The sequence below is a fragment of the Pseudomonas sp. S1_G07 genome, assembly GCF_054668565.1.
Window position 1 is genome coordinate 4,940,624 of the sequence record NZ_CP162778.1, and the last position, 18,712, is coordinate 4,959,335.

The 18,712-nt window shown below is 57.0% G+C and carries 20 protein-coding genes, 1 tRNA gene and 1 pseudogene; 7 read left to right on the plus strand and 15 right to left on the minus strand.

Annotated elements, in window-relative coordinates; genetic code table 11:
- Positions 1-201 precede the first annotated feature (201 nt).
- Both AB4O05_RS22390 and AB4O05_RS22395 read left to right on the plus strand, forming a co-directional pair.
- The gene (locus AB4O05_RS22390; protein WP_460135238.1) at positions 202-435 is read left to right on the plus strand and encodes a hypothetical protein; all 234 of its coding nucleotides are present in this window, start codon (positions 202-204) and stop codon (positions 433-435) included.
- Between the two features lie 200 nt (positions 436-635).
- On the plus strand, positions 636-2,192 hold the full coding sequence (locus AB4O05_RS22395; RefSeq protein WP_460137517.1) for a methyl-accepting chemotaxis protein: 1,557 nt from the start codon (positions 636-638) through the stop codon (positions 2,190-2,192).
- A 62-nt stretch (positions 2,193-2,254) separates the two neighbouring features.
- Here the strand turns inward: AB4O05_RS22395 and arsJ are convergent, their stop codons facing one another.
- The 3 genes from arsJ to AB4O05_RS22410 all read right to left on the minus strand — a co-directional run bounded on the left by arsJ (position 2,255) and on the right by AB4O05_RS22410 (position 4,935).
- Positions 2,255-3,475: an organoarsenical effux MFS transporter ArsJ gene (gene arsJ, locus AB4O05_RS22400; protein ID WP_460135237.1), complete on the minus strand. Its 1,221-nt coding sequence runs from the start codon at positions 3,473-3,475 to the stop codon at positions 2,255-2,257.
- A gap of 12 nt (positions 3,476-3,487) precedes the next feature.
- A complete protein-coding gene (locus AB4O05_RS22405) occupies positions 3,488-4,492 on the minus strand; it encodes an ArsJ-associated glyceraldehyde-3-phosphate dehydrogenase (RefSeq protein ID WP_460135236.1) in 1,005 nt (334 codons plus the stop codon).
- Between the two features lie 71 nt (positions 4,493-4,563).
- The gene (locus AB4O05_RS22410; RefSeq protein ID WP_460135235.1) at positions 4,564-4,935 is read right to left on the minus strand and encodes a metalloregulator ArsR/SmtB family transcription factor; all 372 of its coding nucleotides are present in this window, start codon (positions 4,933-4,935) and stop codon (positions 4,564-4,566) included.
- 1,323 nt (positions 4,936-6,258) lie between these two features.
- Between AB4O05_RS22410 and AB4O05_RS22415 the strand changes: the two genes are divergently transcribed.
- Both AB4O05_RS22415 and AB4O05_RS22420 read left to right on the plus strand, forming a co-directional pair.
- Positions 6,259-6,660, plus strand: coding sequence for a hypothetical protein (locus AB4O05_RS22415; RefSeq protein ID WP_460135234.1), 402 nt, complete (start codon positions 6,259-6,261; stop codon positions 6,658-6,660).
- Positions 6,546-7,727 (plus strand): annotated as a pseudogene (locus AB4O05_RS22420) (tyrosine-type recombinase/integrase). Before AB4O05_RS22415 ends, AB4O05_RS22420 begins: the two are co-directional and overlap by 115 nt.
- A 69-nt stretch (positions 7,728-7,796) precedes the next feature.
- Here the strand turns inward: AB4O05_RS22420 and AB4O05_RS22425 are convergent.
- The 9 genes from AB4O05_RS22425 to thrS form a co-directional block, all read right to left on the minus strand.
- A tRNA-Pro gene (locus AB4O05_RS22425) sits at positions 7,797-7,873 on the minus strand.
- Between the two features lie 90 nt (positions 7,874-7,963).
- Positions 7,964-8,320 (minus strand): MerR family transcriptional regulator, encoded by a 357-nt coding sequence (locus AB4O05_RS22430; protein ID WP_003174972.1) that lies wholly within the window; start codon positions 8,318-8,320, stop codon positions 7,964-7,966.
- Positions 8,301-8,603 (minus strand): integration host factor subunit alpha, encoded by a 303-nt coding sequence (gene ihfA, locus AB4O05_RS22435; protein ID WP_002553164.1) that lies wholly within the window; start codon positions 8,601-8,603, stop codon positions 8,301-8,303. The genes AB4O05_RS22430 and ihfA overlap by 20 nt, the downstream gene beginning before the upstream one ends.
- 3 nt (positions 8,604-8,606) lie before the next feature.
- A complete protein-coding gene (gene pheT / locus AB4O05_RS22440) occupies positions 8,607-10,985 on the minus strand; it encodes a phenylalanine--tRNA ligase subunit beta (RefSeq protein ID WP_460135233.1) in 2,379 nt (792 codons plus the stop codon).
- A gap of 26 nt (positions 10,986-11,011) precedes the next feature.
- Positions 11,012-12,028 (minus strand): phenylalanine--tRNA ligase subunit alpha, encoded by a 1,017-nt coding sequence (gene pheS / locus AB4O05_RS22445; RefSeq protein ID WP_460135232.1) that lies wholly within the window; start codon positions 12,026-12,028, stop codon positions 11,012-11,014.
- 109 nt (positions 12,029-12,137) lie between these two features.
- Entirely contained in the window at positions 12,138-12,494 is a 357-nt protein-coding gene (rplT, locus tag AB4O05_RS22450; RefSeq protein ID WP_007913489.1) for a 50S ribosomal protein L20, read from the minus strand.
- Between the two features lie 30 nt (positions 12,495-12,524).
- Complete coding sequence (gene rpmI / locus AB4O05_RS22455) at positions 12,525-12,719, minus strand: 50S ribosomal protein L35 (RefSeq protein WP_002553160.1); 195 nt, start codon at positions 12,717-12,719, stop codon at positions 12,525-12,527.
- Between the two features lie 60 nt (positions 12,720-12,779).
- On the minus strand, positions 12,780-13,331 hold the full coding sequence (gene infC / locus AB4O05_RS22460; protein ID WP_169850653.1) for a translation initiation factor IF-3: 552 nt from the start codon (positions 13,329-13,331) through the stop codon (positions 12,780-12,782).
- Positions 13,331-15,253, minus strand: a complete 1,923-nt coding sequence (thrS, locus tag AB4O05_RS22465) for a threonine--tRNA ligase (RefSeq protein WP_460135231.1) — start codon at positions 15,251-15,253, stop codon at positions 13,331-13,333. Before thrS ends, infC begins: the two co-directional genes overlap by 1 nt.
- Before the next feature lie 367 nt (positions 15,254-15,620).
- Between thrS and AB4O05_RS22470 the strand changes: the two genes are divergently transcribed.
- On the plus strand, positions 15,621-15,935 hold the full coding sequence (locus AB4O05_RS22470; RefSeq protein WP_016978147.1) for a hypothetical protein: 315 nt from the start codon (positions 15,621-15,623) through the stop codon (positions 15,933-15,935).
- Positions 15,936-16,223: 288 nt separating this feature from the next.
- Positions 16,224-16,436, plus strand: coding sequence for a cold-shock protein (locus AB4O05_RS22475; RefSeq protein WP_003234260.1), 213 nt, complete (start codon positions 16,224-16,226; stop codon positions 16,434-16,436).
- A 74-nt stretch (positions 16,437-16,510) separates the two neighbouring features.
- Here the strand turns inward: AB4O05_RS22475 and AB4O05_RS22480 are convergent, their stop codons facing one another.
- Together AB4O05_RS22480 and AB4O05_RS22485 are read right to left on the minus strand one after the other, a co-directional pair.
- Positions 16,511-16,831: an I78 family peptidase inhibitor gene (locus AB4O05_RS22480; RefSeq protein WP_460135230.1), complete on the minus strand. Its 321-nt coding sequence runs from the start codon at positions 16,829-16,831 to the stop codon at positions 16,511-16,513.
- 143 nt (positions 16,832-16,974) lie between these two features.
- The gene (locus tag AB4O05_RS22485; protein ID WP_460135229.1) at positions 16,975-17,280 is read right to left on the minus strand and encodes a hypothetical protein; all 306 of its coding nucleotides are present in this window, start codon (positions 17,278-17,280) and stop codon (positions 16,975-16,977) included.
- Between the two features lie 155 nt (positions 17,281-17,435).
- Here AB4O05_RS22485 and AB4O05_RS22490 point away from each other — a divergent pair, with 155 nt between their 5' ends.
- On the plus strand, positions 17,436-17,648 hold the full coding sequence (locus AB4O05_RS22490; RefSeq protein WP_460135228.1) for a hypothetical protein: 213 nt from the start codon (positions 17,436-17,438) through the stop codon (positions 17,646-17,648).
- Between the two features lie 32 nt (positions 17,649-17,680).
- Here the strand turns inward: AB4O05_RS22490 and AB4O05_RS22495 are convergent, their stop codons facing one another.
- A complete protein-coding gene (locus AB4O05_RS22495; protein ID WP_460135227.1) occupies positions 17,681-18,709 on the minus strand; it encodes a nucleoside hydrolase in 1,029 nt (342 codons plus the stop codon).
- Positions 18,710-18,712: the final 3 nt, after the last annotated feature.

Genomic DNA, 18,712 nt, shown 5'->3' on the forward strand with positions numbered 1-18,712 from the left:
TTAGCACGGAGTCGGCGTTGGTTGTGAAGCATTGCGCCTTCAATATTAAAAGCTTTATAAACCGAATGAATACCTGAAACTAATACGCAACTATTGAGACACTCTTTCGTTAGCCATTAGTCGAATATGGCTGCACGGGGCGAGCCCTTATAGTGCGCGGCATAAAATTCACCTAACGACTGCATGTATCCCAGGGTTTTTATGTCGCTGAAAAAAACCACACTGAAAACACTACCGGTGAATGGCGAACTATTGCAGTTACTCCAGGCGACCGCCAAGGCTCAAGTTTCGTGGATGACAACCGTCAATCATCTGGAGGCTGAATGTGATGAGGTATGGCTGGCCCGCATGTGGGAAGTCGATAACCTGGAAAACCAATACAGAGCCTGCCAGGACCAGCTTTTCTCGTATCTGAAAAAAGCGATCGGGGTCTGAACCATTCCTGCGTACCCTGCATTTCTTACGTGTTGCCGACCTGGGAGCGCGCTGCCCGGAATAACCTCTTCCCGACTATTCGACTAAAGCATAACGCGGTGTAGTCGGCATTGAAAAAGACGCCTCTTTAAAGGTGTGGATCATGCTCGACAATCAAGACATCAATGATTAATCAACCCACGTTACTCCCTGGAGCCTGTATGTTCGGATGGATCAGCAATATTCGCGTCAGCGCAAAACTAAGTTGGGGGTTCGGGCTGATATTAGGGCTTGCATTATTGCTGACCGCTACCGGCTGGTATGCCGTTGTTACATTGACCGATCGCGGCCTCAAGATTGAAAAAATTGCTCAGATCAGCGATTACACTAAAGACTTGCGCATCACTCGTTTACGCATCGGTACACAGACCCAACCAAATGCCTATCAGCCTTTGCAGCAAACCCTGAATGACCTTGCGACCCATCTGCACAGTATCAAGGCGCATTTCATCTCGCCGCTTGATCAAGCCTTGATTCAACAGCAGGAAAATGCGGTGAAGGAGTACGGGCAACGGCTGCATGACCTGGCGACCCCCAACGTGGACCAGGCCCCCCTGTTCGCACGCATGGGGCAGTTGGGTGACCTGCTGCTCGACACGACGCAACAACTCATTGAGTCGCAGAACGCCAAACGCGATGCCGACGCGGCGTCCGTCAAGACCTCGCTGGGGTTGGTCGCGGCCTTGACATTACTGCTGGGTACACTCGCGGCGTGGGTCATTACACGGCAAATCGTCAACCCGTTACACCATGCACTCCAGGCGGTGAACCGCATCGCCGGGGGAGATTTGAGCGAGCCGGTGCAGGTTGACCGACGTGATGAACTGGGCCAATTACAGTCCGGTCTTCAGCAGATGATGCTCAATCTTCATGAGTTGATCGAGGGCATTCGATCCGGTGTCATCCAGGTTGCCAGCGCTGCTGAAGAGCTGTCGGCGGTTACCGAGCAAACGAACGCAGGCATCAGCAACCAGAAAGTCGAAACGGACCATGTCGCCACCGCGATGAACGAGATGACCGCGACCGTGCACGACGTCGCACACAATGCAGCAGAAGCATCGGCCGCCGCGTCCAGCGCCGATCAGCAAGCCTGCGAGGGCGAGCAGATCGTGGGTGAAGCGATTGCGCAGATCCAGAGCCTGGCGCAGGAGCTCAAGCAGTCGGCGGAGGCCGTACGGCATCTGCAGGAACAGAGTGACAAGATCGGCGGCGTACTCGACGTGATCAAGGCCGTGGCCCAACAAACCAACCTGCTGGCGTTGAACGCGGCGATTGAAGCCGCCCGCGCCGGAGAGGCCGGACGCGGTTTTGCGGTAGTGGCGGACGAAGTACGCAACCTTGCACTGCGCACCCAGCGCTCCACCGAAGAAATCGAAAACCTGGTCGCCGGCGTACAAAGCGGCACGCATGCCGTCGCCTCGGGCATGCAAAGCAGCATGGTCCTCAGCGAAGGCAGCGTGGAATGCACCCACCGTGCTGTCAGCGCGCTGGAGAACATCACGGGCAAAGTCTCCATCATTCAATCCATGAATCACCAGATCGCTACGGCGGCGCAACAGCAAAGCGCGGTCACCGAAGAGATCAATCGCAGCGTGATCCGTGTCCGCGACATCTCCGACCAGACAGCAAATGCCTGCGAAGAAACCGCGACGTCAAGTAACGAGCTGGCACGATTGGGCCATGCACTGGAAAGGCTGGTAGAGCGCTTCAAGGTCTAGGCCTGGCAGTGCGTCGTCGGGGTTGGGCGGGGTGCGGCGCACCGAAGAGGCTCACCCCTGTTTCATATCGCCTCGGCATGCCTGGGCAAACCGATCGAAATCAGTGCCGCAAGCAACACGAAGCCGCTCGAGATCCACAAGCACGCTGGCAGCCCATACACCTGATAAACCCAACCGGACAACACCGTGCCGATCAACCGCCCCATGGCGTTGGACATGTAATAAAACCCCACATCCAGCGACACGCCATCTTCCTTGGCATAGGACACGATCAGGTAGCTGTGCAGCGACGAGTTCACCGCGAACAGCGCGCCAAACACCATCAGCCCGCCGAGCAGCACCCCTTGTGGCGACAGCCCGGTAGTCAGCCCCAAGGCGATGGCCACAGGCAGGCCCGCCAGCGCCAGTGCCCATATGAACGCCGTTCGCCCATCCGGTACCTGCCCACGCTTTTTGCCGGTGATGTTGGGCGCGAAGGACTGCACGATACCGTAGCCAATCACCCAGGCCGCCAGGAAGCCCCCGACCTTCCAGAAATCCCAGCCGAACACGCTGCTCAGGTACACCGGCAAGGCCACCACAAACCAGACATCACGGGCACCGAACAGGAACATCCGCGCCGCAGAGAGGATATTGATTGCCCGGCTCTTGGACAGGATGTCACGAAACTTGGGCTTGGCCTTGGCTTTGCCCAAGTCCTTCTTCAGCAGGACCAGGCTGCTGAGCCAGATCAGCGCCAGTACCCCCGCCATGGCCAGCAATGCGCCTTGGAAGCCGAGCAGTGCCAGCAAGGCTCCGCCCAGAAAGAAACCGACGCCCTTGAGCGCGTTCTTCGAGCCGGTCAGGATCGCGACCCATTTGTAGAGTGTGCCCTGCTGCCCATCCGGTACCAGCAGTTTGATGGCGCTTTTGGCACTCATCTTGTTCAGGTCCTTGGCGATCCCCGACAGCGCCTGAGTGCCCATCACCCAAGGGAGGGTCAGCCAGGCGCCGGGAACCGTCAGCATCAGCAGCGCCACGGCCTGCAGGCCCAACCCGATATTCATGGTGCGGTTAAGGCCCAAACGGGCGCCGAGATAGCCCCCCACCAGGTTGGTGATCACGCCAAACAGCTCGTAGAACAGAAACAGTACGGCGATTTGAAGCGGGCTGTAGCCCAACGCGTGAAAGTGCAGCACCACCAACATGCGCAAGGCGCCGTCGGTGAGGGTAAAGGCCCAGTAATTGCCGGTCACCAATAGGTACTGGCGCACGGATGGGGAAAGGGCTGACAACGCGCTCATGATCTCTCCCTGTCAACCGGCCGAACCGACCAGCCTGGCCAGCTCGACCGCGCGGTTGGCGTAACCCCATTCGTTGTCATACCAGGCATAGATCTTCACTTGCGTGCCATTGATCACCATCGTCGACAGCGCATCGATGATCGATGAACGCGGGTCCGTGCGGTAGTCGATGGACACCAATGGGCGCTCTTCATAGCCGAGGATATTTTTCAACGCACCTTCTGCCGCCGCCTTGAGCAACGCATTCACCTCATCCACCGAGGTGGCGCGCTCCACTTCGAACACGCAGTCGGTAAGCGAGGCGTTGGCCAGCGGCACTCGCACGGCGTGACCATTCAGGCGGCCGCGCAGTTCGGGGAAAATTTCCGCAATGGCGGTGGCCGAACCGGTGCTGGTGGGGATGAGGCTCATCCCCGAGGCACGTGCCCGGCGCAGGTCCTTGTGGGGCTGGTCGAGGATGCTCTGGGTGTTGGTCAGGTCGTGAATCGTGGTGATAGAGCCGTGGCGAATGCCCAAGTTCTCGTGGATCACTTTGACGACCGGCGCCAGGCAATTGGTGGTGCAGGAGGCGGCGGTGACGATACGATGCTGCGCCGGATCGAACAGGTGCTGGTTAACGCCCATCACCACATTCAAGGCGCCCTGCTCCTTGATCGGCGCACAGACCACCACACGTTTCACCCCTTGGTCGAGGTAAGCCTGAAGCACCGCGACGGTTTTCATCTTGCCACTGGCCTCAATCACCAGATCGCAGCCCGACCAATCGGTGTCGGCAATCGCCTTGTTGGCCGTGACATGGATCCGTTTACCCTCGATGACGACGCTGTCGCCCTCGGCGCTGGCTTGATTGTTCCAACGGCCATGCACCGAGTCGAAGTTGATCAAGTGTGCATGTGTCGCCGCATCACCCGCTGGATCGTTGATCTGTACAAACTCGAACTCTGGCCAATTCCAGGCGGCGCGCAGCGCGAGACGACCGATCCGGCCAAAACCGTTGATGCCTACTTTGATAGTCATGTTGTTGTGCTCCGTTGCTGTTGTCTGTGACCGTTCGACTGCTTGGGGAAGAACAGAATCCAGGGGCGGAATCAGGCAGTTTTGCTTTCACAGCACACCACTGCACGTTCGGGACGCTCCCCCATTTCATCAAGGCGCCTGGCATCGGGGCTTAACCAATGCTTATTGCTATCGAGCACGGTGGTGAGCACGTGATGAACCCAGTCAGGCAGGTTCGGGTGTAGCCGGTAATACACCCATTGGCCTTGCCGACGGTCCGACAACAGCCCACAAGTACGCAGTTGAGCCAGATGCCTGGAAATTTTTGGCTGGCTCTGGTTCAGCGCGCAGGTCAGCTCACACACACAAAGCTCTCCTTCACGGGTGATGAGCAGCATGGTGCGGACACGGGTGTCGTCAGCCAGGCATTTGAAAACAGCGGTGGGTGTCAGATGGTCGACCATAGAATTTCTCAGTGCTTATTTTTGACCAGGCAGGACAGGGGCGTTGCCGGTCCTGATGAAGTCTCAGCTCATATACGATTTTTCGAATATATGGCTTTCCGCATAAGATAGAAAGCCACCTCAGCAAAAAAAACCCAAAACGCCCCCCTTCCTGCCGGACATAAGCTCGTTAAAGCTCATTTCTAAGGGGCTCATGAGATACGAATTCGGCGGGGACTGCTCAGAAATGCTGCAAAAAATATATATGAATAATGTAATAAGCTTGTCATCCATCGGGGATGGGGATGAGCCTTAAGCCCTCAGAAGCATATGAGGATCCTCAACCACCATGAGCAGCGCTACCAGTTTCCTGTTGAGCGTCCGGTTCTGGTCGCAGCCGTGGAGCGTACTGAATTTGGCTTACGGGTACGTTCTGACAACCGGTACCTGGGGCAATCCGTATATCCCTCACTCCCCTGATGCCGAGTTATTCGCCGGGGGGCAATTCAGGAGCGCAATCGAATCTTCCGTCATGCAAATTCGCCCATTACATGCCGTAGCGATCGATCAAGAATGCCTTCATACGGATTCTTTTTTACTTATGGGCGGGTCAACAGTTGCTCATTGACTGTCATCTGATCTCGCCCACGAGCTACCAGCCACCGATGGAAGTCACGGCAGTGAGTTTTATCGAAAGCATCTTTGGCACCCACTAAAAAATACGACGAGGGCATTTGCAGCCCTTGGGCGAACGGCATGATTAAACGCCCATCCGTTAGGGCGTTGGCAATCATTGAATATTGTGCCAACACAACGCCCTGTCCAAGAATCGCAGCCTGGATGGCCATTGAAGATAATGAGTAGACCCGATATCCATCAGAAATGTGCGAACAGTCAAGTTGTTGTGCAGCGAACCAATCGTCATGTCAGCATCGTGCGGGATCGACGCACGCCGAGTACTGGCCGACCACTTTCAAGGTGGTGCGCCCCATGGCTAAGACAGTACTTCGAGTGCGTCTTGATGGCGTCGCGTTCTACATGAACACCGAAACCTCATCGCCCGGCACCGGGCATCGTAACCGCTATCGCCTATTCAAAACGGAAAACTACGGGCGCGATAATCCGGCTGGATTCAGGTGGGCTCGATAGCCGGCCAGGAGTTATTGGCAGTAGAAGATGAGAAGGCCCTTCTAAAGGCGTGTGAAAAGCTATTCGCCAGCAAGAAGCCTCACCGTTACGACCTGCACGGCGCGATACGTGGCAAACCCGGCAAGTGGGAAGGCGAAGCCTTTCCCGTCAGGAAGTCGGTGCAAACAACTTCCTCTATCGAACAGTGATGATTCCATGGCCAAGTCAACTGCGTTACCAACCAAAGAGACCGCGCCGCGCTTCCTGAGAGCGTCAACGACCCCTGCGTACCTGGGCATGTGCCGGGAAGAATTTAACAAAACGGTCAGGCCAAATGTCCGTGAATTTCCCATTGGGAAACAGGGCGCTGGCTTCGACCGGATCGAACTGGATCAGTGGGCGGATTCCTGGGCCGAGTCCATGGCAATTGAAAAGCAGGCCGATCAGGACAGCAATTCGCCCCGCAGTGGGCGCCAAGGAGCAAAACAATGGCGCAAAAAACAATGTCGGGCCTCTACCAGAGAAACGGGATTTGGCACATCGACAAGGTCGTCAGAGGTAGCCGACTTCAAGAAAGCACTGGAGCAAGCGAGAGGGAAGAAGCCGAGCAGTACTTGATTCATCGGCCGGAAAAGCTGCGGCAGGAAAAGATATACGGCGTGCGCCAGGTGCGAACCTAGCGTGAGGCTGCCACCTGGTTCCTGGTGGAGTTCAAAGACCAAGCATCGATCGGCCTTTCCGCTTCCCACATCGAACAGCTTGACCCGTACATCGGCGATCTGCAGATCACGCACATCGATGACGGGACGCTGGCCCCATTTATTCGGGACCGGCAGCGGCCAAGCAAGACGGACAAAGGGAAGGTCAAGCCAGGCGTATCAAACAGGAAGGTCAACATTGCCCTGCAGCGTGTGGCCAGGATCTTGAACCTGTGCCACCGAAAGTGGCGCGATGCTGAAAAGCGGCCGCGGATGGAGAGCGTGCCGATGATCTCGATGCTTGAGGAGAAGAAGTCGAGCCGCAAGCCCTACCCGATGTCCTGGGAAGAGCAGGCCCTGTTGTTCCCTGAGCTGCCCGACCATCTGTTGAGGATGGCCCTCTATAAGGTGAACACGGGTTGCCGGGAGCAGGAAGTGTGCAAGTTGCGATGGGATTGGGAAATACGGGTGCCGGACCTGAACACCAGCGTGTTTCTGATACCTGCCGGATTCGGCAGGCAGAGTGAAAAAGCAGGGGTGAAGAACGGCGATGAACGACTGGTGATCCTGAACAATGTGGCGATGTCCATCGTCGATGGCCAACGCGGCCTACACCGAGACCTGGTGTTCCCATATGGACAGCCAGATCAGTTCGTGCCAACCGCGATGCATCGAATGAATGATTCGGCCTGGAAGAAAGCCAGGGTGCGAGCAGCGGACAAGTGGGAGAAGGCCCAACAGACGCCAGCACACCCCGGATTCAGATCGATCAGGATTCACGACTTGAAGCACACCTTTGGCAGAAGGCTACGTACAGCGAGCGTGACGGAGGAGGATCGGAAAGCGTTGTTGGGGCATAAGAACGGCAGCATTACGAGCCACTACTCTACCCCGGAGCTGCAGCATCTGATTGAGGCTGCGAACAAAGTATCGGCAACTGACTCTCGCGGGCCAGCGCTGACGATCTTGAGGAGGAAATTGGGATGATCCCCCGCAAAAGTCCCTACGCATGAAAAAGCCGAACTGGTAAAAGTTCGGCTAAGTCATTGAATAATATGGTCGGGACGGAGTGATTCGAACACTCGACCCCTAGCACCCCATGCTAGTGCGCTACCGGACTGCGCTACGCCCCGACTAGGCGTGTTACTGGGTTCGCTTCGCAACGAAGCGATCAGGAATATACCGCAAGCTTTTGAAATGTGGAAGTATTTTAAAAGCCTGAATCATTTTTTCAAAACCACCAGCACATCCTCGAGTTCGGAGATCATCTGGCGGATCAGTTGCTTGTACTGGGTGGTGTCGTCTTTGGCTTCATCACCCGACATACGCTGGCGCGCGCCGCTGATGGTGAACCCCTGGTCATACAGCAACGCTCGGATCTGTCGGATCATCAGCACATCCTGGCGCTGATAATACCGACGGTTCCCGGTGCGTTTGACGGGGTTGAGTTGAGGAAACTCCTGCTCCCAATAGCGCAGCACGTGCGGTTTTACCGCACACAGCTCGCTGACTTCACCAATGGTGAAGTAGCGTTTGCCTGGGATGACGGGTAGCTCGTCGTTATGACTTGGTTCCAGCATAAGCCTCAACTCGGGCCTTCAACTTCTGCCCTGGACGAAAGGTGACCACACGGCGAGCCGTGATCGGGATTTCTTCTCCCGTTTTTGGATTGCGGCCAGGCCGCTGGCGTTTGTCCCGCAGGTCAAAATTGCCGAAACCGGATAATTTGACCTGTTCGTTGTCTTCCAGAGCGTGTCTGATCTCTTCGAAAAACAGCTCGACCAATTCCTTGGCCTCGCGCTTGTTCAGACCCAACTCTTCGTACAGACGTTCCGCCATCTCAGCTTTCGTCAAAGCCCCCATACGTCACTTCCTTAACGTGGCGTTCAACCTTTGTTCGAGCGAGGTGAGGATATTTTGTGTCGTGGCATTCACCTCATCATCATTAAGAGTGCGCGATGGATGCTGCCAGGTCAAGCCAACTGCAAGGCTTTTTCTATGCGGATCAATGCCTTTACCCTGATAGACGTCAAATAGCCTGAGGTCTGTCAGCCATTCCCCTGCATTTTCACGAATTACATCCATAACAGCAGTGGCGGCGACTTCGCGGTCGGCGATCAGGGCCAGGTCACGACGCACTTCAGGGAAGCGCGACAACTCGCTGAATTTAGGCATCTTGCCCGTAGCGACTTCAGCCAGCACCAATTCGAATACAAAGACCGGACGGTCGAGCCCCAGGGTTTTCGACAGCTCGGGGTGAATGGCCCCCACAAAGCCGACCAGACGGCCTTCGCGCTCGATGCGTGCAGTCTGCCCCGGGTGCAGCGCAGGATGGTTGCCTGGCACAAACGTGAACGCATCCAGTGCCCCGGCAAAACCCAGTACCGCTTCCACGTCAGCCTTGACGTCGAAGAAGTCCACGGCATCACGACCCTGCGCCCAACCTTCCGGCAGACGGCTACCGCACACCACACCGGCGAGCATCGGCTCTTGCTTCAGGCCGTTCAGCTGCCCCACGAAACGCAGGCCGCTCTCGAACATGCGCACACGGTCTTGCTGGCGATTGAGGTTGTGGGAAAGTGCTTTCACCAGGCCCGGCCACAGGGACGAACGCATCGCCGCCATGTCGTTGGAGATCGGGTTGGCCAGCAACAGCGGCTCAACGCCTGGGTTGAACAGTTCGAACTGCTTAGGATCGATGAAGCTGTAGGTCACCGCCTCCTGGTAACCACGAGCAACCAGCAGGCGACGCAGCTCAGGCAAGTGCGCACGCGCTTCTGCCTTGGGCTGCGGCGCCAGGCGCGCTTGCGGGTAACGAACCGGCAAGCGGTTGTAACCGTACAGGCGAGCCAACTCTTCGATCAGGTCGACTTCCAGGCTGATATCGAAACGATGGCTTGGCACTTCAACCTGCCACTGTCCTTCCCCGCTGGCAGCAATGCCAAGGCCGAGAGCCGACAGCAGTTGTTCGATTTCAACAGGTTCGATTACCAGGCCAAGCATTTGCTCAACGCTCTTGGCGCGCAGGGTGATCGGCGCCACGGACGGCAGGTATTGCTCGCTGACGGTTTCGGTGATCGGGCCGGCTTCGCCGCCGGTGATCTCCAGCAGCAGGCCGGTAGCGCGCTCCATGGCTTCGCGGGCCAGCTTCCAATCCACGCCACGCTCGTAACGGTGCGAGGCATCGGTGTGCAAGCCGTAGGAACGGGCCTTGCCAGCAATGGCGATCTGGTCGAAGAACGCGCTTTCAAGGAACACGTCACGAGTGGTTTCGGACACACCGCTGTGCTCACCGCCCATTACGCCGGCAATCGCCAGAGCGCGGGAATGGTCAGCGATCACCAGGGTATCGGCGCGCAGGGCGACTTCCTGGCCGTCAAGCAAGACCAGCTTCTCGCCTTCTTCAGCCATGCGTACGCGAATGCCGCCGTTGATCTCGGCGAGATCGAAGGCATGCAGCGGTTGGCCCAGCTCCAGCATCACGTAGTTGGTAATGTCGACAGCAGCGTCGATACTGCGCACGTCGGCGCGCCGCAGGCGCTCAACCATCCACAGTGGCGTTGGCTTGGAGAGATCAACGTTGCGGATCACCCGGCCCAGGTAACGCGGGCAGGCATTGGGTGCCAGCACTTCGATCGGACGTACTTCGTCGTGCACCGCAGGCACGGCAGCAACCACCGGACGGGTGACCGGTGCGTTGTACAGCGCGCCCACTTCACGGGCCAGCCCAGCCAGCGACAGGCAATCACCACGGTTCGGGGTCAGGTCGACCTCGATGCTGGCATCTTCCAGATCAAGGTAGACGCGAATGTCCTGGCCCACTGGCGCATCGGCCGGCAGCTCCATCAGGCCATCATTGCCCTCACCCACCTGCAGTTCAGCCTGGGAGCACAGCATGCCGTTGGACTCGATGCCACGCAGCTTGGCCTTCTTGATCTTGAAGTCGCCAGGCAGCTCGGCACCAATCATCGCGAACGGAATCTTCAGGCCCGGGCGCACATTAGGCGCTCCGCACACGACCTGGAAGGTTTCGACGCCATTGCTGACCTGGCACACACGCAACTTGTCGGCATCCGGGTGCTGCTCGGTGCTCAGCACCTCGCCTACCACCACGCCACTGAAAACACCGGCGGCCGGTGTAACGCTATCGACCTCAAGACCGGCCATCGACAGACGGGCAACCAGCTCGTCGCGATCTACCTGCGGGCTTACCCAGCCGCGCAGCCATTGTTCACTGAATTTCATCCTGCTCTCCTAAAGATTCGTTACGACTAGCGAAATTGCGCGAGGAACCGCAAGTCGTTGTCGAAGAACAGACGCAAGTCGTTCACGCCGTAACGCAGCATGGCCAGACGCTCAACGCCCATGCCGAAGGCAAAGCCCGAGAACTCTTCCGGGTCGATACCGGACATGCTCAGCACGTTGGGGTGCACCATGCCGCAGCCCATCACTTCCAGCCAACCGGTCTGTTTGCAGACACGGCAGCCTTTACCGCTGCACATCACGCATTCCATGTCGACTTCAGCGGAAGGTTCGGTGAACGGGAAGAACGATGGACGGAAACGTACCGCCAGCTCTTTCTCGAAGAACACACGAAGGAACTCTTCGATGGTGCCTTTGAGGTCGGCGAAATTGATGTCGCGATCAATCAGCAGGCCTTCGACCTGGTGGAACATCGGCGAGTGGGTGATATCGGAGTCGCTGCGATACACACGGCCTGGGCAGACGATGCGGATCGGCGGCTTGTTCGCTTCCATGGTGCGGACCTGTACCGGCGAGGTATGGGTGCGCAACAGCATGTTGGCATTGAAATAGAAGGTGTCGTGCATCGACCGGGCCGGGTGATGACCTGGGATGTTGAGCGCCTCGAAGTTGTGATAGTCGTCTTCGACCTCAGGGCCTTCGGCAATGCCGTAGCCAATATGGGTGAAGAACTGCTCGATACGTTCCAGAGTCCGGGTGATCGGGTGCAGACCGCCCGAGGCCTGGCCACGGCCCGGCAAGGTGACGTCAATGGACTCGGCGGCGAGTTTGGCCGCAAGCTCGGCCCCCTCGAGCGACGCCTTGCGCGCATTGAGAACCTCTGTGACACGCTCCTTGGCGACGTTGATCAGCGCACCGACTTGCGGGCGCTCTTCAGCCGGCAAATTCCCCAGGGTCTTCATCACCTGAGTCAATTCACCCTTTTTGCCAAGGTAGTGAACCCGGATTTGCTCCAGGGCATTGATATCTTCAGCGCTTTGCACAGCCTCAAGAGCTTGAGCGACGAGCGCGTCCAGGTTTTCCATGTACAGACTCCAGATACAAAATAGGGGAAGAGCTTGAAGGCTCTTCCCCTATTTATGACGTTTACCACCTTAGGCTACAGGAGTAACCCAGGGTGACTGTCGGGGGTACTTAAGCCAAGGTGGCTTTAGCTTTCTCGACAATCGCGGCAAACACCGCTTTTTCGTTCACTGCCAGATCAGCCAGAACCTTACGGTCGATCTCGATGGACGCTTTTTTCAGGCCGGCAATGAAACGGCTGTAGGACAGACCGTTAACACGAGCACCAGCGTTGATACGAGCGATCCACAGAGCGCGGAACTGACGTTTTTTCTGACGACGGTCACGGTAGGCGTATTGGCCTGCCTTGATTACCGCTTGCTTGGCAACACGGAATACGCGTGAACGCGCGCCGTAGTAGCCTTTAGCAAGTTTCAGAATTTTTTTGTGACGCTTACGGGCAATGACGCCACGCTTTACACGAGCCATGAGTTACTTCCTCTATTCTTGATCCAAAAATTAACGAAGGCGCAGCATGCGCTCGACTTTTGCCACGTCAGACGGATGCAGCAAGCTGCTACCGCGCAGTTGACGCTTACGCTTGGTCGACATTTTGGTCAGGATGTGGCTCTTGAAAGCGTGCTTGTGCTTGATACCGTTAGCAGTTTTCAGAAACCGCTTAGCAGCACCACTTTTAGTCTTCATCTTTGGCATGTTCGGATACTCCGCATTCAGTTGATAAACATAATCAGAAGGCCTGCCGTGCCCTGTTGATTACTTCTTCTTTTTCGGGGCGATGACCATGATCAGCTGGCGTCCTTCCATCTTAGGATGCTGTTCGACCGAACCGTACTCGAGCAGGTCAGCTTCAACCCGCTTGAGGAGTTCCATCCCCAGCTCCTGGTGGGCCATCTCACGGCCGCGGAATCGCAAGGATACCTTGGCCCTGTCCCCATCACTCAGGAAACGTACCAGGTTGCGCAGTTTTACCTGGTAATCCCCTTCCTCCGTCCCTGGACGAAACTTGATTTCTTTTACTTGAATCTGCTTCTGGTTCTTCTTCGCCGCAGCAATCTGCTTCTTCTTTTCGAAGATCGACTTGCCGTAGTCCATCACCCGGCAAACAGGCGGGACTGCGTCGGCGGAGATCTCCACCAGGTCCAATTTGGACTCTTCAGCGATACGAAGCGCTTCATCAATCGAGACGATGCCAATCTGCTCGCCGTCAGCGCCAATTAACCGAACCTCGCGTGCCGAGATATTCTCGTTGATCGGGGCTTTCGGTGCAGCTCGTTTATCTTGTCTCATTTCACGCTTAATAATAATTACTCCGAATCTGGGCGACCACGCCGGGAAACCGCTTGCGCGAGGAACTCAGCGAACTGGGCGACGGGCATCGAGCCCAGGTCAGCACCTTCACGAGTACGCACAGCGACAGTCTGCATCTCGACTTCCCGATCTCCAATAACCAAAAGATAGGGAACCTTGAGCAAAGTATGCTCGCGGATTTTAAAGCCGATCTTTTCATTTCTCAAGTCGGACTTGGCACGAAATCCGCTTTCGTTGAGAGTTTTTTCAACTTCGGCGGCAAAATCTGCCTGTTTATCAGTGATATTCATGATCACTGCCTGAGTCGGAGCCAGCCACGCAGGGAACGCACCCTCGTAGTGCTCGATCAGGATCCCGACGAACCGTTCGAACGAGCCAAGGATCGCCCGGTGCAGCATAACCGGGTGTTTACGGCTGTTGTCTTCGGAGACGTATTCGGCTCCCAGACGGATCGGCAGGTTAAAATCGAGCTGCAGGGTACCACACTGCCAGACGCGACCAAGGCAATCTTTCAGCGAGAACTCAATCTTCGGACCGTAGAACGCGCCCTCACCCGGCTGCAGATCGTACGCAAGGCCAGCACTGTCCAGTGCGGCGGCCAGTGCAGCTTCGGCGCGATCCCACAGCTCGTCGGAACCGACGCGTTTTTCCGGACGAGTGGACAGCTTCATCTCGACCTCGGTAAAACCGAAATCGCGGTAGACATCCATGGTCAGTTTGATGAACGCAGCGGATTCAGCCTGCATCTGCTCTTCGGTGCAGAAGATGTGGGCGTCGTCCTGAGTAAAGCCGCGCACGCGCATGATGCCGTGCAACGCTCCCGATGGCTCGTTACGGTGGCAGGCACCGAACTCGGCCAGGCGCATCGGCAGCTCGCGGTAGCTCTTCAAACCCTGGTTGAACACCTGCACGTGGCATGGGCAGTTCATTGGTTTGATGGCGTAGTCGCGGCTTTCCGACTGGGTGGTGAACATGTTGTCGGCATAGTTGGCCCAGTGCCCGGATTTCTCCCACAGGCTGCGATCAACGACCTGCGGGGTCTTGATCTCCAGGTAACCGTTGTCACGCTGCACCTTGCGCATATACTGCTCGAGTACCTGGTACAAGGTCCAACCGTTCGGGTGCCAGAACACCATGCCCGGCGCTTCTTCCTGGAGGTGGAACAGGTTCAAGCGCTTGCCGATCTTACGATGGTCGCGCTTTTCGGCTTCTTCGATGCGCTGGATATAGGCCGCCAGCTGCTTCTTGTCCGCCCAGGCAGTACCGTAGATCCGCTGCAACTGCTCGTTCTTCGCATCGCCGCGCCAGTAGGCACCGGACAGCTTGGTCAACTTGAACGACTTCAGGAAGCGCGTGTTCGGCACGTGCGGCCCGCGGCACATATCGACATATTCTTCGTGGTAGTACAGACCCATGGCCTGCTCGTCCGGCATGTCTTCCACCAGGCGCAGCTTGTAGTCTTCGCCACGGCGGGTGAACACGTCGATCACTTCGGCGCGCGGAGTGACTTTCTTGATGACGTCGTAGTCTTTCTCGATCAGCGCATGCATACGCTGCTCGATCGCCGCCAGGTCGTCCGGAGTAAAAGGACGCTCGTAGGCGATGTCGTAATAGAAACCTTCTTCGATCACCGGACCGATCACCATCCTGGCGGTCGGGTACAGTTGCTTGACCGCATGGCCAATCAAATGCGCACAAGAGTGGCGAATGATCTCCAGCCCCTCTTGATCCTTGGGCGTGATGATTTGCAGGCTGGCGTCGGCGCTGATCAGGTCGCTGGCGTCGACCAGCTTGCCATCGACCTTGCCGGCCACGGTGGCCTTGGCCAGGCCGGCACCAATGGATGCGGCGACCTCGGCTACGGAAACCGCATGATCGAATGAACGTTGACTGCCGTCGGGTAGAGTAATAGTTGGCATGGCGCCTCCTCTCCTAGTGGTGACCCCTACCAAAGGTCACGTGGGTTGGGATGAGCCAGTACAAGATCCAACACCAGGCCGTTCAGTGATGAACGCCTGCCTTACAGCGGCAGGAGCCTTTCGGCCAACCGATAATCGAACCAGAGTGACTGGAGTGAGCTAAAAAGAAACATGGCAAGGCGGCAAATGGCACGCCCGTAATCAGCCAGGCGCACGATGCTAGCACAGATGAACGGTCATCGCGCCGATCACACCTGACACAAAGGCAAATTCCAGCCTTTACAGCCGCAAAAGTGAACTTGAGCTGTACGCCAGGCCTCAAACCCACTGAGAATCGCCGTTCGTACTCGACCCAAAGGAGCATCCCATGATGCGTTTCACCTCGACCCTCGCTCTCGCCGCCTCCCTGACCCTGCTCTCCCTTGGGGCGCAGGCCGCAGCTCCGTCCAACTGGCCAGCTGGCGCCCGTGACAGCTTTGTCAGCGACTGCAGTGCAGCTGCCAGCCAGAACGTGGACGTCAAAACCGCCAAAGCCCATTGCGAATGTGGCGCCGACAAAATCAACGCCGAATTGAGCACTGCAGAGATCAAGGAACTCATGACCAACCAGAACGCCAGCCCGGAGCTTAAAAACAAAGCGGTCGCGGCTATTTCGTCCTGCAAAGTCGTGAAGAAAAAGTAAGAACAGCCCCTGATCAGACGCCCGTTTTGTTGGAAAAACAGCCCGAAAACTGCCTTTTCTGACAAATTACGCGGCTTTTACGGCTTTTTTTACCAGCTTATATTTCGCCTCAAAGCCCCGTAGATTGGGGCTTTCAGACAAGCGAAGCAGCAAAGGCAACACTATTGAGTCGCAAACAGTGCCTTGGGGGGCTCCCAAGCCGAACATTTCGACTATGATACCCCGGTGTGCCCAGTTGGCCTGAGCAGCACAGCACTACTGAAAATATATGTTTCTTGGAGATACACCATGTCTAATCGCCAAACCGGCACCGTTAAATGGTTCAACGATGAAAAAGGCTTCGGCTTCATCACTCCTCAAGGTGGCGGTGACGACCTGTTCGTACACTTCAAAGCTATCGAAAGCGACGGTTTCAAAAGCCTGAAAGAAGGCCAAACCGTTTCCTTCGTGGCTGAGAAAGGCCAAAAGGGTATGCAAGCTGCACAGGTTCGCGGCGAGTAACTCTCCGCTGAGCTAAAAAAAACCCCGTCCATGTGACGGGGTTTTTTATGAGTACCGCAAAAGCCTGGAAACGATCAGCCGCAATTGACGCGCGTGATCACCAGGTTATCGTCGGTGTTCAGGTTCAGGCGGTCGGAACGATATTCCAGGGTGATCATATCGTTAGGCTTCAGGATTCGGGCGTTCTGTGCCCCGGCACGCATGCGCGCCTGCTCCAGCAACTGGGGCGAGGCTTTCTGGCCAATCGTGAATTCGGCGGCCTTCGACTCACAGCGGCTATGACCGGCATCGGTCACGGCGGCGTCTTTGCCTGGCTCAGAGGCACCCGGGGTGCTGCAACCCGCCAATGCGAGTGCTGCCAACAAAGTACCGAATGATGCGAGCTTCCAAGGCATGAAGCCTCCTATTGAAATAATGAACAGAGATCGTGCGACAACTGCCTGGCAGATTGGTTTCAAGACGTAAGCTGCCGACGACCAAGTCTGCCTGACTCTCGACTGGCATTCGCCCGGTCAATCGTGACCAGATATGAACACAATCAGTAGATATCGATGTAATCAAACGGTGGCGTCGGCCAGTTCTGCTTCAACGCGTTGAAGACCTGCATGACCCAGACCTCGTCACTGGCAGCCACGTTGCCGACATAACCGGAGCCCTTGGCCCAGGTTTCCAGGCGAAACAGCAGGCCATCGATATGGGTACCCCCCACCACCCCCGAAGAAATGTAGGCAATCCCTGCTTTGGTCACCCGTAACTGAGTGTGTTCATCATCGCTGGCACTGGCGATCAACTCGCGCACGGCGGCCAGCGTCAGGTTCTCGGGGTTGTTCAAATCGATCTGCACGCGGCGCTCCCCGGCAATTAAACAGGGCGACAGTGTCGCATACCGCTTCCGTCATGCCTAAGTAGCAGTGCCAAACGTCACGCAAAATGGTTAACTGCGCCCGCAGGAACCGCGTTCCAGTGCACCGCCCAGTACTTTCAACCCGTGAGATTTTCATGACCACCGTAACGCTTCAAGCCGACATCAAAGCCAAGTGGCCCCAAGGACAGAGCTCCTACAGCCCCGGAAGCCCAGAGGAATTGGCGATCATCGGCATTGACCTGCTGGTCAAGGAACTCGGCACCCAGGCGGCACAAGCGTTCATCAGCCAGGTATTCGAAAAATACCCGGCCGACCACATGGGGGCGCAAGACCCCGAGCGCGAATAAGCGCCGGCCGACGAGCGTCGACCGACAGACGTTTACTTCAGGCGCGCCAGGCGCTCGGTCAGCAGATCGAAGAAGCCCTGGGCGTCGCCGTTCTCAACCCAGAACACATTCTTTTCCTGCTTGAGGCCGTCGTACCAGTCGACGATGGTCTGGCCAAAGGTCGGACCTTCGCGACTGTCCACCACCATATTGACCTGACGACCGCTGAACAGCGAAGGCTTGAGCAGGTAACCGATAACGGTGGCGTCATGCACCGGGCCGCCCGAGATGCCATAGTGCTCCATGTCACCTTTGACGTATTCATTGAGAATGTCGCCAACAACCTTGCTGGCGTTGTTCTTGATATCGGCGATCTTTTTCAAGCGCGCCTCGCTGGTCAACACTTTGTGGGTCACATCCAGCGGCAGGTAGGTCAGCTTGACGCCACTCTTGAGCACGATTTCAGCCGCAATCGGGTCGGCGAACAGGTTGAACTCAGCCACTGGCGTGATATTGCCGCCATTGAAATGCGCGCCCCCCATCACCACGACCTCCTTGATGCCTTGGGTGATTTGCGGCGCCTGGGTCAGCGCCAACGCCAGGTTGGTCTGCGGGCCAAGCATGGCGATGGTGATGCTGTGGGGCTTGGCGGTGCTCAGGGTGTTGATCAGGTAATCAACGGCATTGCCTTCGGCCAGGCCTTTTTTGGGTTCGTGCACGGTGACGCCGGAAATACCTTCCTTGCCGTGGATATTCTCGGCGTAGATCGGCTTGCGCAGCAGCGGCGCCGGCGCACCGGCATATACCGGGATATCCTCGCGCCCTGCCCACTCACGGGCCAGTCGCGCGTTGCGAGAGGTCTTGTCCAGGCGCACATTACCGGCGACCGTGGTCAGCGCGCGGATGTTCAGTTCTTCCGGCGAGGCCATGGCGAAGAGCAACGCCACCACATCGTCGGCACCAGGGTCTGTGTCGATGATCAGGTCGACTTTTTCCGCCGCGTGGGCGCTTGCGGCAGTGAGCGCGGACAAAAGCAGGACACTCCGGAACAGGTTTCTCAGGGTTGGCAGACCACATTGCATAAA

What these genes read in the sequence shown, in the direction of transcription:
- arsJ (WP_460135237.1), bottom strand. Translation starts at nt 3,475, where the DNA reads ATGAGCGCGTTGTCAGCCCTTTCCCCATCCGTGCGCCAGTACCTATTG.
- AB4O05_RS22415 (WP_460135234.1), top strand. Translation starts at nt 6,259, where the DNA reads ATGGCCAAGTCAACTGCGTTACCAACCAAAGAGACCGCGCCGCGCTTC.
- AB4O05_RS22405 (WP_460135236.1), bottom strand. Translation starts at nt 4,492, where the DNA reads ATGACTATCAAAGTAGGCATCAACGGTTTTGGCCGGATCGGTCGTCTC.
- AB4O05_RS22430 (WP_003174972.1), bottom strand. Translation starts at nt 8,320, where the DNA reads ATGCTGGAACCAAGTCATAACGACGAGCTACCCGTCATCCCAGGCAAA.
- pheT (WP_460135233.1), bottom strand. Translation starts at nt 10,985, where the DNA reads ATGAAATTCAGTGAACAATGGCTGCGCGGCTGGGTAAGCCCGCAGGTA.
- AB4O05_RS22480 (WP_460135230.1), bottom strand. Translation starts at nt 16,831, where the DNA reads ATGCCTTGGAAGCTCGCATCATTCGGTACTTTGTTGGCAGCACTCGCA.
- AB4O05_RS22495 (WP_460135227.1), bottom strand. Translation starts at nt 18,709, where the DNA reads ATGCAATGTGGTCTGCCAACCCTGAGAAACCTGTTCCGGAGTGTCCTG.
- AB4O05_RS22410 (WP_460135235.1), bottom strand. Translation starts at nt 4,935, where the DNA reads ATGGTCGACCATCTGACACCCACCGCTGTTTTCAAATGCCTGGCTGAC.
- AB4O05_RS22470 (WP_016978147.1), top strand. Translation starts at nt 15,621, where the DNA reads ATGATGCGTTTCACCTCGACCCTCGCTCTCGCCGCCTCCCTGACCCTG.
- thrS (WP_460135231.1), bottom strand. Translation starts at nt 15,253, where the DNA reads ATGCCAACTATTACTCTACCCGACGGCAGTCAACGTTCATTCGATCAT.
- AB4O05_RS22395 (WP_460137517.1), top strand. Translation starts at nt 636, where the DNA reads ATGTTCGGATGGATCAGCAATATTCGCGTCAGCGCAAAACTAAGTTGG.
- AB4O05_RS22490 (WP_460135228.1), top strand. Translation starts at nt 17,436, where the DNA reads ATGACCACCGTAACGCTTCAAGCCGACATCAAAGCCAAGTGGCCCCAA.
- AB4O05_RS22390 (WP_460135238.1), top strand. Translation starts at nt 202, where the DNA reads ATGTCGCTGAAAAAAACCACACTGAAAACACTACCGGTGAATGGCGAA.
- pheS (WP_460135232.1), bottom strand. Translation starts at nt 12,028, where the DNA reads ATGGAAAACCTGGACGCGCTCGTCGCTCAAGCTCTTGAGGCTGTGCAA.
- ihfA (WP_002553164.1), bottom strand. Translation starts at nt 8,603, where the DNA reads ATGGGGGCTTTGACGAAAGCTGAGATGGCGGAACGTCTGTACGAAGAG.
- rpmI (WP_002553160.1), bottom strand. Translation starts at nt 12,719, where the DNA reads ATGCCAAAGATGAAGACTAAAAGTGGTGCTGCTAAGCGGTTTCTGAAA.
- AB4O05_RS22475 (WP_003234260.1), top strand. Translation starts at nt 16,224, where the DNA reads ATGTCTAATCGCCAAACCGGCACCGTTAAATGGTTCAACGATGAAAAA.
- rplT (WP_007913489.1), bottom strand. Translation starts at nt 12,494, where the DNA reads ATGGCTCGTGTAAAGCGTGGCGTCATTGCCCGTAAGCGTCACAAAAAA.